Source organism: Auritidibacter sp. NML100628 (assembly GCF_003185985.1).
Classification (GTDB): domain Bacteria; phylum Actinomycetota; class Actinomycetes; order Actinomycetales; family Micrococcaceae; genus Auritidibacter; species Auritidibacter ignavus.
Genome location: NZ_QHLP01000018.1, coordinates 12,954 through 26,164, shown reverse-complemented (window position 1 = coordinate 26,164; position 13,211 = coordinate 12,954). Strand labels below are relative to the sequence as shown.

The 13,211-nt window shown below is 60.7% G+C and carries 12 protein-coding genes, 3 tRNA genes and 1 pseudogene; 6 read left to right on the top strand and 10 right to left on the bottom strand.

Annotation, left to right across the window (positions count from 1 at the left end; translation table 11 throughout):
• Nucleotides 1–22: 22 nt before the first annotated feature.
• A pseudogene (locus DCC24_RS12405) lies at nucleotides 23–624 on the bottom strand (gamma-glutamyltransferase); the annotation flags it as partial.
• 62 nt (nucleotides 625–686) lie between these two features.
• Here DCC24_RS12405 and DCC24_RS10600 point away from each other — a divergent pair.
• Nucleotides 687–1,133 carry a DUF418 domain-containing protein gene (locus DCC24_RS10600; protein WP_158524665.1) on the top strand — a complete coding sequence of 149 codons (447 nt, stop codon included), beginning with the start codon at nucleotides 687–689 and terminating at the stop codon, nucleotides 1,131–1,133.
• Between the two features lie 16 nt (nucleotides 1,134–1,149).
• On the opposite strand, the gene DCC24_RS10595 is transcribed toward DCC24_RS10600, so the two are convergent.
• Both DCC24_RS10595 and DCC24_RS10590 read right to left on the bottom strand, forming a co-directional pair.
• Nucleotides 1,150–1,626 (bottom strand): hypothetical protein, encoded by a 477-nt coding sequence (locus DCC24_RS10595; protein WP_183145620.1) that lies wholly within the window; start codon nucleotides 1,624–1,626, stop codon nucleotides 1,150–1,152.
• Between the two features lie 58 nt (nucleotides 1,627–1,684).
• On the bottom strand, nucleotides 1,685–2,692 hold the full coding sequence (locus DCC24_RS10590; RefSeq protein WP_110099881.1) for an NAD(P)H-quinone oxidoreductase: 1,008 nt from the start codon (nucleotides 2,690–2,692) through the stop codon (nucleotides 1,685–1,687).
• A gap of 148 nt (nucleotides 2,693–2,840) precedes the next feature.
• Here DCC24_RS10590 and DCC24_RS10585 point away from each other — a divergent pair.
• A tRNA-Ser gene (locus DCC24_RS10585) sits at nucleotides 2,841–2,928 on the top strand.
• A gap of 134 nt (nucleotides 2,929–3,062) precedes the next feature.
• On the opposite strand, the gene DCC24_RS10580 is transcribed toward DCC24_RS10585, so the two are convergent.
• Nucleotides 3,063–4,976 carry an AMP-binding protein gene (locus tag DCC24_RS10580; RefSeq protein ID WP_110099880.1) on the bottom strand — a complete coding sequence of 638 codons (1,914 nt, stop codon included), beginning with the start codon at nucleotides 4,974–4,976 and terminating at the stop codon, nucleotides 3,063–3,065.
• Nucleotides 4,977–5,167: 191 nt separating this feature from the next.
• Between DCC24_RS10580 and DCC24_RS10575 the strand changes: the two genes are divergently transcribed.
• Together DCC24_RS10575 and DCC24_RS10570 are read left to right on the top strand one after the other, a co-directional pair.
• Nucleotides 5,168–5,256: transfer RNA gene (locus DCC24_RS10575), tRNA-Ser, on the top strand.
• A 218-nt stretch (nucleotides 5,257–5,474) separates the two neighbouring features.
• Nucleotides 5,475–5,789, top strand: a complete 315-nt coding sequence (locus tag DCC24_RS10570) for an XRE family transcriptional regulator (RefSeq protein ID WP_110099879.1) — start codon at nucleotides 5,475–5,477, stop codon at nucleotides 5,787–5,789.
• Nucleotides 5,790–5,793: 4 nt separating this feature from the next.
• Here the strand turns inward: DCC24_RS10570 and DCC24_RS10565 are convergent, their stop codons facing one another.
• Together DCC24_RS10565 and DCC24_RS10560 are read right to left on the bottom strand one after the other, a co-directional pair.
• Nucleotides 5,794–6,657, bottom strand: coding sequence for a hypothetical protein (locus DCC24_RS10565; RefSeq protein WP_110099878.1), 864 nt, complete (start codon nucleotides 6,655–6,657; stop codon nucleotides 5,794–5,796).
• A gap of 56 nt (nucleotides 6,658–6,713) precedes the next feature.
• Nucleotides 6,714–7,943 carry an MFS transporter gene (locus tag DCC24_RS10560; protein ID WP_233492069.1) on the bottom strand — a complete coding sequence of 410 codons (1,230 nt, stop codon included), beginning with the start codon at nucleotides 7,941–7,943 and terminating at the stop codon, nucleotides 6,714–6,716.
• 198 nt (nucleotides 7,944–8,141) lie between these two features.
• Here DCC24_RS10560 and DCC24_RS10555 point away from each other — a divergent pair, with 198 nt between their 5' ends.
• A complete protein-coding gene (locus DCC24_RS10555) occupies nucleotides 8,142–9,575 on the top strand; it encodes a phosphomannomutase/phosphoglucomutase (RefSeq protein WP_110099877.1) in 1,434 nt (477 codons plus the stop codon).
• Between the two features lie 14 nt (nucleotides 9,576–9,589).
• On the opposite strand, the gene DCC24_RS10550 is transcribed toward DCC24_RS10555, so the two are convergent.
• The 3 genes from DCC24_RS10550 to DCC24_RS10540 all read right to left on the bottom strand — a co-directional run bounded on the left by DCC24_RS10550 (nucleotide 9,590) and on the right by DCC24_RS10540 (nucleotide 12,131).
• On the bottom strand, nucleotides 9,590–9,772 hold the full coding sequence (locus DCC24_RS10550) for a hypothetical protein (RefSeq protein WP_110099876.1): 183 nt from the start codon (nucleotides 9,770–9,772) through the stop codon (nucleotides 9,590–9,592).
• A 63-nt stretch (nucleotides 9,773–9,835) separates the two neighbouring features.
• Nucleotides 9,836–10,111, bottom strand: coding sequence for a hypothetical protein (locus DCC24_RS10545; RefSeq protein ID WP_110099875.1), 276 nt, complete (start codon nucleotides 10,109–10,111; stop codon nucleotides 9,836–9,838).
• 178 nt (nucleotides 10,112–10,289) lie between these two features.
• On the bottom strand, nucleotides 10,290–12,131 hold the full coding sequence (locus DCC24_RS10540) for a phosphoenolpyruvate carboxykinase (GTP) (protein WP_110099874.1): 1,842 nt from the start codon (nucleotides 12,129–12,131) through the stop codon (nucleotides 10,290–10,292).
• A 329-nt stretch (nucleotides 12,132–12,460) separates the two neighbouring features.
• Here DCC24_RS10540 and DCC24_RS10535 point away from each other — a divergent pair.
• Nucleotides 12,461–12,534, top strand: a tRNA-Arg gene (locus DCC24_RS10535).
• Between the two features lie 119 nt (nucleotides 12,535–12,653).
• On the opposite strand, the gene DCC24_RS10530 is transcribed toward DCC24_RS10535, so the two are convergent.
• On the bottom strand, nucleotides 12,654–13,187 hold the full coding sequence (locus DCC24_RS10530; RefSeq protein ID WP_110099873.1) for a histidine phosphatase family protein: 534 nt from the start codon (nucleotides 13,185–13,187) through the stop codon (nucleotides 12,654–12,656).
• Nucleotides 13,188–13,211 lie beyond the last annotated feature (24 nt).

Here is a 13,211-nt window from a genome sequence, read left to right as displayed (position 1 = left end):
TGTCAATGCAAGAGACGCCGCATCAGCCGGCCCCGGTCGAATCGCCGTCTATAATCTCCACGTCGCCATCGCGACGGGGATCTGGTGCCCCGGTGAGGGTCCTGGCCTCATAGTCGATCTCCAAGGCCTGAACGCTGCCGAATACCGCGTCGTTGCGGGTAGTGACCTGAATCTCCCAGCCCTGGTCCTCAGCCAGTTGCGTCACCTCGGCAGCAGGTTCCGTTTCCAAGGCCAAGGTTGAGCCCTGCAGACTGTGTCGCGGTCCGGTAACCGCCTGCTCAAGGCTGGCTCCGCTCAACGTCCACGGCAACACTGTGGAGGCCAAAATATTCGGGATCTGATGTCCCCCGGGGAACCAATGCCCAACACCGGCCGCCCTTGATCATCCAGGAGTAACACCGGTGCAGACCAACTGACCGACTTCCGTCCAGGCGCGGGCTGATTCTGCTCAGTGTCGAGTGCCGCGAACCGGTTAAGCTGATCGTTGAGAAAGAACCCGGCCACATACTCAGACTGATCCCCTCCCCAAAAACTGGTCAGGGTCTGCGTCATCGAAACCGTCATCCCACTGTCATCCACCACGGTGATGTGGGTGGTATTACCGGCTTGCACTGCTTCGGTCTGACGTTGATCGAGCTCAGCCTCGGCCGGCTGGAGCGAGGCCGCCCGTCGTTCAGCGCGAGCTGGTGTTCTTCGGCCTGGCCGCCACGGTCATCGGCCTGGGTACCGCGACCGCGTTATTGCACCTCTTCGGTCCTGTGGGCTCCGAGGCCGGTTGGGATCAGCTACGTACCGCGCAGGGGCACTCCGAAATGCCGTTATGGTTGCTCTCCAGCATCGGGATCGCAGCGGTTATTCTCGGTGTTTGTCTGCTAACCCAGCATTACCTGAAACGGTGGGTCCCGGCCCTGGTATCGGCCGGACGTCTCGCCTTTACCGTCTATTTGACCCACTTGATCATTCTGGCCCTGGTCATCCGTCCCGCCCCGGAGAACTTAGCCCAGGGATATCTGGTCACCATCGGCCTGTCAGCAACCCTCGTGCTAGCCGCCCACGGCTGGTGGGTGAGGTTCGGCACTGGTCCGGCCGAACGCCTGCTGTCCTGGCCACCCCGGCTACGGACCAACCCCTGATCGAGGTCCGCCCGCCCTATGACGTCAGATCGGGTAGTGCGGCCTCAGCGGCCTCAATGTCCTCGATGACTTTCTGGGCCCGACGACCGACGGTATACACATCGGTTTGCCCCCGTCGGAACATCGCAGCCGCCTGGGCCACCGCCGCCAAATCATTGGCAGCCCGTGAAATCCACCGGTGCAGATCCTGAAATTCTCCGGGCACATCAAGGCTCTGCTGATCGGGGCTGGCCCGGCGCGCGGCCACACACAATGCCCGCACCCTGGGCAACAGATCGGCCAAAATATTGCCGGCGTTAATCAACCCGTTGCGTTCTTCAGCCGAGACGAAACCCTGGACGTTGCGGGCGTATTCCTCATCCGGGTCCACGATCTGCCAATAGCGTTGCAGCGAGCGATGAAACCGGTCGTGGGCCTGACGCCACAAATGGTGACCCAACTCCCGGTCATCGCGACGTTGTTGGCGACGACGCGCAAAGGGACCCAGCTTCATCGCCTCAGCTACTTTCGGTCTCGGTGTTCTTCTGTACTGTTTCGTCTGAGCTGGTATCTTACGCCTCGGGCATCCGTAACACGATCTTGCCCTGTCGCTCAGCGTCACCAAACCGGTCGAAGGCCGCTGCGACATCCGTGAGATCAAACACCTCCGGTTCGGAGACACAGATCCGACCGTCTGCGATCAACGGCCAGAGGTGAGCCTGTACTCCTGCGAGCACCTCGGCTTTTTCCTCAGCGGTCCGTGAGCGCAACCGGGTTCCGGTAAACCAGGCCTGTTTGGCCATCAGTCGCATCACATTCAGTGTTCCTTTGGCTCCGCCCTGGGTGCCAATGGTAACAACCCGACCGCCACTAGCCACCGCTTTGACGTGGTCCTCCACATAGGCCCCGCCCACGGTATCCAGGATAACGTCGGCACCGTGGCCGTCGGTCAGCTCCATTACCCGATCGACAAAACTCTCGCTCCGGTAGTTAATGGCCTCGGCACCCATCTGTTGCACGGCCTGGCACTTGGACTCGCTTCCGGCGGTGGCGATCGGGCGCAACCCCAGGCCGAGCCCGGCACGGATCGCAAACTCACCGATCCCTCCGGTACCGCCGTGGATCAGCACAACGTCGCCTGGCTGAGCCCCACCCTGCATCCACACATTGGCCCACACCGTGGCCGCGACCTCAACGAGTCCGGCCGTCTGGGTCATGGACGTATTCTCGGGCAAGGGCAACAGCTGGCGGGCATCCACCGCCACGTATTCGGCGTAACCGCCCCCGGCCAGTAGGGCGCACACCGGCGTACCGAAGTCCCAGTGACCGGCCTGGGCACCAACGGCTTCAATGGTGCCGGCCACTTCCAGTCCGGGAATCTCGCTGGCACCTTCCGGAGGGGGGTAGTTACCGGCCCGCTGGTGGATATCGGCCTGGTTCATCCCGGCGGCAGCAACTTTGATTAATACCTCCCTCGCACCGTATTCCGGGACCGGCTCCTCGACAACTTTCACCTCACAGGGGTGGTCGACCGAGGGCTGATCGTGTCCTGCGGGGGTGTGAAACCGTACTGCAAACATGCCTTCATTGTCTCAGACCTGTGCTGGATATAACACCACAGATGCTCATCGCCCTACCCTTGCTGGGTGGTTCGTCTCGTCGCGAGGGTCATGGTCGCGTCATCTGAAGGTGCCGATCGGGATCAAGACCTGTATGATAGTGCGGTCAGGACGGTTGGCCGAGCGGCCGAAGGCGCTGGTCTTGAAAACCAGTAGGCGGTAACCCCGTCTCGTGGGTTCAAATCCCACACCGTCCGCTGTCAGTGGTCTGTTAACTCACGTGCGATGAGTCAGACAGACCGCAACGCACGGCCCCTCGACGCATCAGGCTACGTCGCTTCGCAGTCTGGACGTCGAGGGGCCGCTTCTGTGAGCGGTTCTGTGGATCGAACTAGCCGTTCAGTCGGGTGGTTTCCTGCCCGAAGCTGTCCAGCACGCTGGCGTTTTCAATGGTTGATGGCGTGTTGTATTCCTTGCCCTCGACAATGTCACGCATTGTCCGGCGCAGGATCTTGCCCGAACGGGTTTTGGGCAACGCGGAGACGATCTCAACATCTCGGAATGCTGCCACCGCGCCAAAGTCTGACCGAACTTTGGCGATCAGCTCTTCGGCCAGTTGCTCCTGAGAAATCTCGGCACCATCTGCCAAGACAACGTAGGCCACCGGTTTCTGACCTTTGAGCTCATCGGCCACCCCGATCACGGCACATTCGGCCACCGCGTCATGTTCTGCCACCAGACCTTCCAAAGTCCCGGTCGACAGCCGGTGTCCGGCCACGTTAATCACATCGTCCGACCGACCCAGGACGAAAATGTAACCATCCTCATCGATAAACCCGGTGTCCCCGGTGAGATAGTATCCCGGAAACGTTTCCAGATACGAGCGCTTAAATCGATCTTCCTCGTTCCAAAGTCCGATCAACGCCCCGGGTGGCAACGGAAGCTTGATGACGATATTGCCTTCCATCCCGTCAGCCACGGGTTCTCCGGCTGCATCCACGATAGAGACTTGGAATCCGGGCATCGGCACCGTCGGGGAGCCGGGCTTGAATGGGAGCTTTTCCAGGCCACGGGGGTTGGCCGCCACCGGCCATCCGGTTTCGGTCTGCCACCAGTGATCAACCACCGGCTTGCCAGTGATCTCGACAATCCAGTGGTAGGTGGCCTCATCGAGTCGCTCCCCAACCGAGAACACGTTCTCCAGACGAGACAGATCGTATTTCTTCACTTCCTCACCGCGCGGATCTTCTTTCCGGATCGCGCGGAATGCTGTGGGAGCCGCGTAGAGCATCTTCGCTCCGTATTCTTCCGCGACCCGCCAGAAAGCTCCAGCATCCGGGGTGCCCACCGGTTTCCCCTCGTAGAGCACGGTGGATGCCCCGGTGATCAGGGGTCCGTAAATAATATGCGAGTGCCCCACCACCCAGCCGATATCGGAGGCCACAAATGCCACCTCACCGGCATGCAGGTCGTAGATACGGGGCATCGACCACTCCAACGCGGTGGCGTACCCACCTTGGTCACGCATGACAGCCTTGGGCTTCGAGGTGGTACCCGAGGTGTGAAGCAGGTACAGCGGGTCACAGGAGGCCACCGGCACGGCCTCCGCGGCGCTAGCCGTGGCGACTGTCTCGTCCCAGTCCAACCATGATGGATCAAAGTCTCGGGCCTCTTCGTCGAACTGGGGCCGTTTTTTGACAATCACATACTCCGGTTGATGCTCTCCAGATTCGATGGCGGCCTTGATCGGTGGCAAGTACGGGATCTGTTTCGTGCGTTCGATCCCGCCAGACGCCGTGAGCACCACCTTCGGTTGAGTATCGTCCATTCGTGTGGTGATCTCTTTGGCAGCAAAACCGCCGAAGGTCACCACGTGGATCGCTCCCAAACGGGCACAAGCCAGCATCGCCACCGCCGCCTCGGGAATCATTGGCATATAGATCAACACTCGGTCACCCCGGGTCACGCCGAGATCCTGCAGAGCTCCAGCGGTTTGGGCGACCTCCTCCAGCAACTCCTGGTAGGTCACGGCTCGCTTATCCCCGGTGACCGCCGAATCGTAGTAGATCGCGATTCGATCACCGTGACCGGCAGCAACGTGCCGATCTAGGGCTTGAACCGTAATGTTGATTTCGCCATCAGGAAACCACCGCCAGTGGAACTCATCGGGTTGCTCGACTGCGACGCTGGGAGCCTTCTCCCACTGAAGCGACGCTGCGTTCTCCAACCAAAACTGCTCTGGATGGTCTGTGGCGTAGCGGTAGACATCCTGATAGGTCTGATTCGTCGTAACCTGCTGGTTCATCACATCATCTCCATGATTGTCGTTGTGATGGTGTCAATGCCTTCCTTGAGAGACAACATACAGCAGGAGTGATCTGAAGCACAATTGCTAGACTGGGGTCAGTCACGGACCGTCGCTTCATCTGGCTGTTTTGAAGATCGAGCCCCGGGTTAGCTATGCTAAGAGAGTTGTGCCTACCTCAGGGCGCATCTGGAGGCGTGCCAGAGCGGCCGAATGGACTTCACTGCTAATGAAGGGTCCGGGTTAAACCGGACCGGGGGTTCAAATCCCCCCGCCTCCGCGTATAACCCCGGGAACCGTCGAGTTTCCGGGGTTTTTCGTTGCAAATAAAGGGAGGTAGCGGAATTGGACCCAATCGTGTTCGTGTCATTTATGCCCCCAAAACGTCAGGTGATACGACAAAACTAGGATCACCGCGGTATCACAACCCACGCTTAACAGTGGTCGGTGGCACAGCAGACCCTAGAATCCCCGCGTGGCACATGAGACTATGGGGATATGAGTCAACAACTTGAATTCAACGGTCATTTGGCTCGGGCTGCTCGGGCCATTGCAGGTGTCAACCCCATGTACGTCGCACAGGAAGCGGGACTATCTCGCCAACAGCTCCGCGACTTCGAAAAGGGTGTGGGCGAACTTTCCGAGGCCGAGTCCCGCCAGCTCAAAACAACGTTGGAGCATCTCGGGGCCCGATTCATCACCGAGGATGCCCACGGTGGTCAGGGGGTGCGCGCCAAATTCCCCCGGAGCAAAGTGACCCAGGTGGAAAACTGGGAAGGTGAAGGCGGACCGGTTGGCGAGGACGACGCTTAGAGGCCTAGGCGTCGTCTTGGGGATTATTATCCTGTTGCGACAAGATTTGCATCAGGTCCATCGCTTCGGGCACCGTGAGCATGGTGTGCTCTGACAGGGTTTGGGCTGCCTCGTCAATGCGGTGATCACGCACCATCGCCCGTAACTGATCTCGTAGCCACGGTGGGAGGTCCTCACTCGAGAGTTGCACGGTGCCGTTATCGCGCATGACTTCGACCTGGAAGCCACGAGGCTCCGGGGTGCTGAAATCTTCGTTTTCCCACTCGACGGGAACCGTGAGGTCGGTCAGTTCCTGTTCTCCGTCCTCCGTTGCCGGGGACTGCTCCGAGCCAGCCTGATCAGCCGATGTAGCACCATCGGAGTCATCCGGTACTGAGCGGTCTGTCGGGGTCAGATCGTCCTGGTCGCGCTGGTCGTCCCGATCGTTTAGAGGAGTATTCTCAGCACTGTCACGTGCCATGTGGGGCGTGTCCGGTTCCGAGGACGACACGGCCTCGTCGATGCTGATCCATTCCTGTGGGTAGGACGCCAGGGCCTGCACATCCAGCATCGCATCCATCGAGGACACACCGGTCGCCTCACGGTACCGCATGGCGGCCTCCCGCATCTTACCGACGGCAATCAGTCGATAAACCTGGCGGTGGTCTTCTTCATCCAACCGCGTGGAGGCTTGCGCTGCGGTGATCGGTGAAATCCGTTCGGACAATCCACCACCGCGTCGCTGAGACCCGCCACCGGTCCCCGAGGAGGACCGAGACGGCTTGGAGGAGCCGTTATTTTTCTTCGCCACAGCGGCTACCCCGCGATACCCCAGGGCAACAAGAACAGCAACACCAAGGATGATGAGCACGGGGATCAGGTATTCCATGGGGACAATTCTACGGTCCCCTAGCGCATTCTGTCGCCCTCATGTGGTCACATGACCTACCCGCGACGATCGCGGATCCCCCGGGTGATCACAACGGCTACCACCAGCAACGCCGCGGTGAGGGTCAACACGATGGTCATCATCACGGTGCCCGGCCAACCGTGGGCATCCAACAACACTCCGCCGAGCCATCCGAAAAGACTCGATCCAGCGTAATAGCAGAGATTGTACAGCGCCGTGGATTGTGCCCGGCCGGCCACCGCGGCCGCACCCGCCCAGCCGGAGGCCACTGAGTGGGCGGCGAAAAACGCTCCGGTGAAAATGATCAGCCCCCACAAGATCGCCCACACATTGGGGACTAGTGTCAGCGCCACCGAGATCACCATGGCTGCCGAAACCGCTAGCAGCACCGTCGCTGGCCCGTAACGGGTGGCCAAACGCCCGGCCATCGGAGAGGTGACTATCCCCATCACGTAGGCCCAGAAGATCACGGAGACCACCGCAGCGGGCAAGAAAAAAGGTTCGGTCATCAGGTGGTATCCCAGGAAGTTGTAGATCGCAACGAACCCGCCCATCAGCAACATGCCCTGCAGATAGGTGACGATCAATTGCGGGGATTTCAGATTGCCGGTGATCGCCACCAACGCGTGTTTGATGCTGTGCCCGGAGGGTGTGAACCCTCTGGCATCGGGGCTGAGCAATAAGAATCCGATCCCTGAGATGCCGGCGATCACCACGACGATGAGCATCCCGACTCGCCACCCGGCCCAGTCGCCGATCGGCGTGGCGATCACCCGGCCGATAAGTCCGCCGATCACGGTGCCTGCGATGTAGGTTCCGGCAGCTTGGCCGGCATACTTGCGATCAACTTCCTCATTCAAATAGGCCATCGCCAGGGCCGGGACCCCGCCGAGACTGATGCCTTCCAGGAGCCGGAACACCAGCATGAGGTTGAACGACGGCGCAACCACCGAGGCAACGGCGAAGATCAAGGCCGCCATCAGCGCGATGGCCATGGCTTTTTTGCGTCCCAGACGATCACCAACGAAAGACCACGGGATCACCGCCAGCGCCAGCCCGGCGGTGGCCATCGAGATCAACAGTGCGGCTTGATCGGCGCTGATCTGCACATCCGCCGAGATCAGTGGTAGTAGCCCTTGGGGTGAGTACAATTGGGCGAACGTGGCGATCCCGGCTAACAAGAGGCCCGCCAATAACCGGCGGTATCCGGCGGTCTGAGGCACGTGCCCGTGCCACGCCCGGGTGGCTGTGTGCTGATCATCCACGATTCTCACCCACAGTCTGTCTCGCCTCCTGACCGGTCTGTTCGTCTCATTCGGTGGGTGCGGTACGGTGCCCAGCTGGTCGGTAACTGGAGTGCACCGTCATTCTCAGCCCGGCCTGTGGCCGAGCTCCCGGGGTTGGGAACTCCAGCGTCTGCCGAGGCTCGGCACAATCGGCACTGACTGACTAGAGTGTCTGCTGTGAGTTCTCAAACACCAGATGTCGTTGACCTATCCGAATCGTTTAAAGCCTACGATGTGCGTGGCATTGTCGGGTCCACCATCACCGATGACTCCGTGCGGGCGGTGGGAGCCGCTTTCGTGGATGTGCTCGAGCTGGCCGGTGCCACTATGCTCGTCGGTGGCGATATGCGCGCCTCCTCACCGGAATTCATGCAGGCCTTCGCCGACGGCGCGCGATCCCGCGGGGCCAATGTCACCAGCCTGGGGCTGATTTCCACCGACATGCTCTACCACGCCACGGGAGTATTGAACGCTCCGGGCGTGATGTTCACCGCCAGTCACAATCCGTCCTCCTATAACGGGATGAAGATGGCGCGTGCCGGGGCCAGCCCGATCTCGGCCGACACCGGCCTGGCCGAGATTCAACAGCTAGCCCAGCGCTACCTGAACGAGGGCGGGATTCCTGCGGTGGAAAACCCCGGCGAGTACTCCGATACCGAGACGTTGACTGACTACGCCACGTTTTTGCGCTCCCTGGTGGATCTGTCTCACATTCGTCCGCTGAAGATCGTGGTGGATGCCGGTAATGGCATGGCTGGCAAGACCACCCCGGCGGTGCTGGGTGATGAGCTTCTCGAGGCGCTACCGATCGAGATCGATCCGCTGTACTTCACCCTGGATGGTACTTTCCCGAATCACCCGGCCAACCCGCTGGAGCCGGAGAACCTCAAGGATGTGCAGGCACGTGTGCGCGAAACCGGCGCCGATCTAGGGCTGGCCTTCGACGGTGACGCCGACCGGTGCTTCGTGGTCGATGAGAACGGTGACCCCGTCTCGCCCTCGGCAATCACCGCGATCGTGGCTCAGCGTGAAATTCAGCGTGCTCAGGCAGAGGGTGAACAGACCCCGGTGATTATTCACAACCTGATCACTTCCCAGGCGGTCCCGGAGCTGGTGACCGCCAGCGGTGGACGACCGGTGCGCACCCGAGTGGGGCACTCCTTCATCAAGGCGGTCATGGCCGAGGAAAATGCTGTCTTCGGTGGTGAGCACTCGGCCCACTACTACTTCCGGGACTTCTTCAACGCCGACACCGGCATGTTGGCGGCCATGCACGTGCTGGCCGTGCTGGGTAGCACCGAACGGGCCATGTCCGACGTGGCCGAAGAATTCAACCCCTACATCGCCTCCGGCGAGATCAACTCCGAGGTTGCCGATAAGGAGGCTGCCACCGCGCGGGTGCTGGAGGCCTTCCAGACCGACTCTGCCGATAACGACCTCACGGTTGACCGGCTCGACGGGGTGACGGTGGCCTCCCAGTCCGGTGGCTGGTGGTTCAACGTTCGGCCTTCGAACACCGAGCCCTTACTACGGTACAACGGTGAGGCCCAGGACGAATCCGTGATGGCTGAGGTTCGTGATCGGGCCTTGGCCGCCATTCGCGATCAGTAATCCGGTCGGGTTCTTTACCCCGCCAGCGCCAAGGGAAGCACTCCGTGGGTGGTCTCGGCAAGCGCGGTCACCAGGTGATCGGGCACCTGAAAGCGCTGGTGAACCTGTGCGCGACGAAACGCCGAGTTCCCGCCCCGGACCGACACCACCGCGATCGGGCGCTGGTCCCCATCCCATTCGGCCAGTAGTTGTACCACCGTAGTGAGGACCGCCGCGGGAATCTATCGGTCGCCAGGGTTTTCAGCAATAACTCCAAATGGCTACGTTTCAGGGCCACCGCGGTCTCTGGCTGGGTGATCGATGTGGGACCGTGTTCGGTGAGATAGTCCAACACTCGGGGCGCCCAGGCGGATCACGAATCCCCGATCAGGATTATCGAATCCCATCCCCAGGGCCGAGGTGGCCACCAGGGCGGTCAGCTCGTTGTTGATGAGTTGCTCTTCCAGCAGCCGTCGCTGTGCCTGCTCGGCGAGGTTCCGGTCGAGCCCCGCCGATACGTGCTGGCCGTTGTGCGGATCCTCAGTGCCCTGGGTCATCGCACCGGCCTCATCATGCTGACATCATGCTGATAGAGCACCAGCCGGGCGATCAGGAAGAAAGCACCTCCCCGATACCCCGGAGCCACCACTGCCCCGTCATCGTGCTGAAATGTGCACGGTCACGGGGCAACGGTGACAGTCGGTGCTGACCGCCGTGTTCGAGGGTCAGGTGGAGTTATGCCTGCAGATCCGCCTTGAGCTGGTCGAGTCGCTCGCGCATGGCCTGTGGCAGGCTGTCGCCGAATTTGTCGAACCATTCCTCGATCAGTTCGACCTCGGCCTTCCATTCATCGCGGTCGACGTGCAACGCAGCATCAATTTGGCCCTGGGACACATCCAGGCCGGTCAGATCCAGCGAATCGCGGGTCGGGACGTGACCGATCGGTGTTTCGATCGCCTCGGCTTCGCCCTGCAGTCGCTGGACGATCCACTTCAGCACGCGAGAATTTTCGCCGAACCCGGGCCAGGCGAAATCGCCGTCGGCGGTGCGACGGAACCAGTTGACCAAGAAGATCTTGGGCAATTTCTCGGTGCCGATCTGATCTTCCATATCGAGCCAGTGCTGTACATAGTCACCGGCAGCGTATCCGATGAACGGCAACATCGCCATTGGGTCCCGACGTACCTCGCCGACCTGGCCTTCGGCCGCGGCGGTGCGCGCTGAGGACAGTGTGGCACCCTTGAAAACGCCGTCGGTCCAGCTAGTGGCTTCGGTGACCAGCGGTACCGTGGTCTTCCGGCGTCCACCAAACAGGATCGCGTCCAGCGGCACGCCATTGGGCTCGTTGTACTCCGGGGCCAGCATATCGGTCTGGGTGATCGGGGTGCAGAACCGCGAGTTGGGGTGGGCAGCTGGGGTATCGGAGTCCGGAGTCCAGTCCTGACCCCGCCAGTCAATCAAATGCTCCGGGGTGTCTTCGGTGAGACCTTCCCACCACACGCCCCCTTCATCGGTCAGGGCGACGTTGGTGAAGATACTGTTGCCCTTGGAGATTGCCCGCATCGCGTTGGGGTTGGTGGACCAACCGGTGCCGGGAGCGACACCGAAGAAGCCGAACTCGGGATTGACTACCCGCAGAGTGCCCTCCGCGTCCGGGCGGATCCAGGCAATGTCGTCACCCAGGGTCTCGGCCTTCCACCCTTTCACGGTCGGGTCGATCAGCGCGAGGTTGGTCTTACCGCACGCCGAGGGGAAGGCGCCGGTAATGTACCGGACATCGCCCTGCGGGCTGGTGAGTTTCAACACCAACATGTGCTCGGCCAGCCATCCCTCGTCGCGAGCCATGGCTGAGGCGATACGCAGCGAGTAGCACTTCTTGCCCAACAGAGCATTTCCGCCGTATCCGGAACCGTAGGAGACAATTTCGCGGCTCTCGGGGAAATGCACGATCCACTTCGTGTCATTACACGGCCAGGCGACATCCTCTTCGCCCTCTTCCAGCGGGGCACCCACCGAGTGCAGGGCAGGGACGAAGAAGGCTTCGGTCTCAGTCAGCCGGTCCAGCACATCCTGGCCAATCCGGGCCATGATCCGCATCGAGAGCACCACGTAGGGCGAGTCGGTGATCTCGACACCGAACTTGGGGTCATCGGCGTCCAAGTGCCCCATCACGAAGGGGATCACGTACATGGTGCGCCCACGCATTGAGCCGGCGAAGGCGTCGTTAAGGATGGCACGCATTTCCCGAGGATCCATCCAATTATTGGTGAATCCGGCGTCGGCTTTCTTTTCGGAGCAGATAAAGGTCCGCCCCTCCACTCGGGCCACGTCACTGGGGTCCGAGAATGCCGCATAGGAATTGGGGAACTTAGGATCGGTCAGCTTGGTCAACGTTCCGGCCTCAACCAGTTCCGCCGCGAGCCGATCATACTCCTCTTGCGATCCGTCCACCCAATAGATGGAGTCCGGCTGAGTACGCCCGGCGACCTCCTTGACCCAATCCAGCAGGTCACGGTAGGTCGTGGGCGCATTCTCCTCCAGTGCGGAGAGATCATTCGAGGCAACATGAGCAACCATGTGGGTCCTTAGAGTCTAGGGTCTCGGTTTAAACGGAGTCAGCACGCTCATCCACCCGATGCTGGGAGCTACCTCAGCCCACCAATCGGATCATCGCCACTAACACGCCGTTGTATCAGCACGTGATGAGTTCAGTGTTACTCCTGTGGCCAGTCTATCAGCGCCCCAGCGGAATTTCCCTCTTATTCATATCGGCCCCTTAGACGTCGCTGAGGTGTCGCTTGAGATCGTTGCGCGTCGAGACCTGAGGTGCGTGTTCACGCGGGTTTTGCCTCAATTTGGCATTCAGTTCTGATCCGCGTATAGTATTCAACGGTCATGATGACCCAGCGCCCTTAGCTCAGCTGGATAGAGCGTCTGTCTACGGAACAGAAGGTCAGGGGTTCGAATCCCTTAGGGCGCGCTTTTTATGTCCGAGATCACATCCGCCCTGATGTGGGTTTTCAGTTTTTGGAGCATTCCCCTTTGGGTATTCGGCCCGATCTGCGGACTTTGCCAATTACCACCAATTACCGCGGTTGATCAGCCCCGCGGTGCGATGAAATCCACCATGCGCGCATCCCGCCCATCCAGCTCCGCCCAACGCGCTGAGATCTCAAAAACTTGGATGCCCAGCGTGGGGTAATGCTCGGCCATCCGGATCACCGATTGCTCGTCAGAAGCGACCGAGGCCAGTCGCATCCCGAGGTCTTGTACCCACGGCATATGTCCCACCACACACAGTGTGCGCACAGATTCTTCGGTTTCATTGATCACCGATAGCGCCTGGGCCGCGGTGGCCTCATAAAGCCGTGGATCCAACGCCGGAGTCACCGCCTGCTCGCCGAGCTCGGAGAGAATCCAGGTGGTGGTCTGTCGGGTGCGTACCGCATCCGAGGTGATGATCTGGTCGGGGATCAGCCCCCGAGTCAGAAGCCACTTCCCCGCTTCCGGGGCGTCTTGAGCTCCGGTGGCTGATAAAGTGCGCTCATGGTCAGCCACCCCCAGACCGTGTTCGGCTTGAGCGTGCCGGATGATCACTAATGTTTTCTGCTGATCGTTACCTCGCACAGTCATCACGGCATACCCTCACTGCTATCG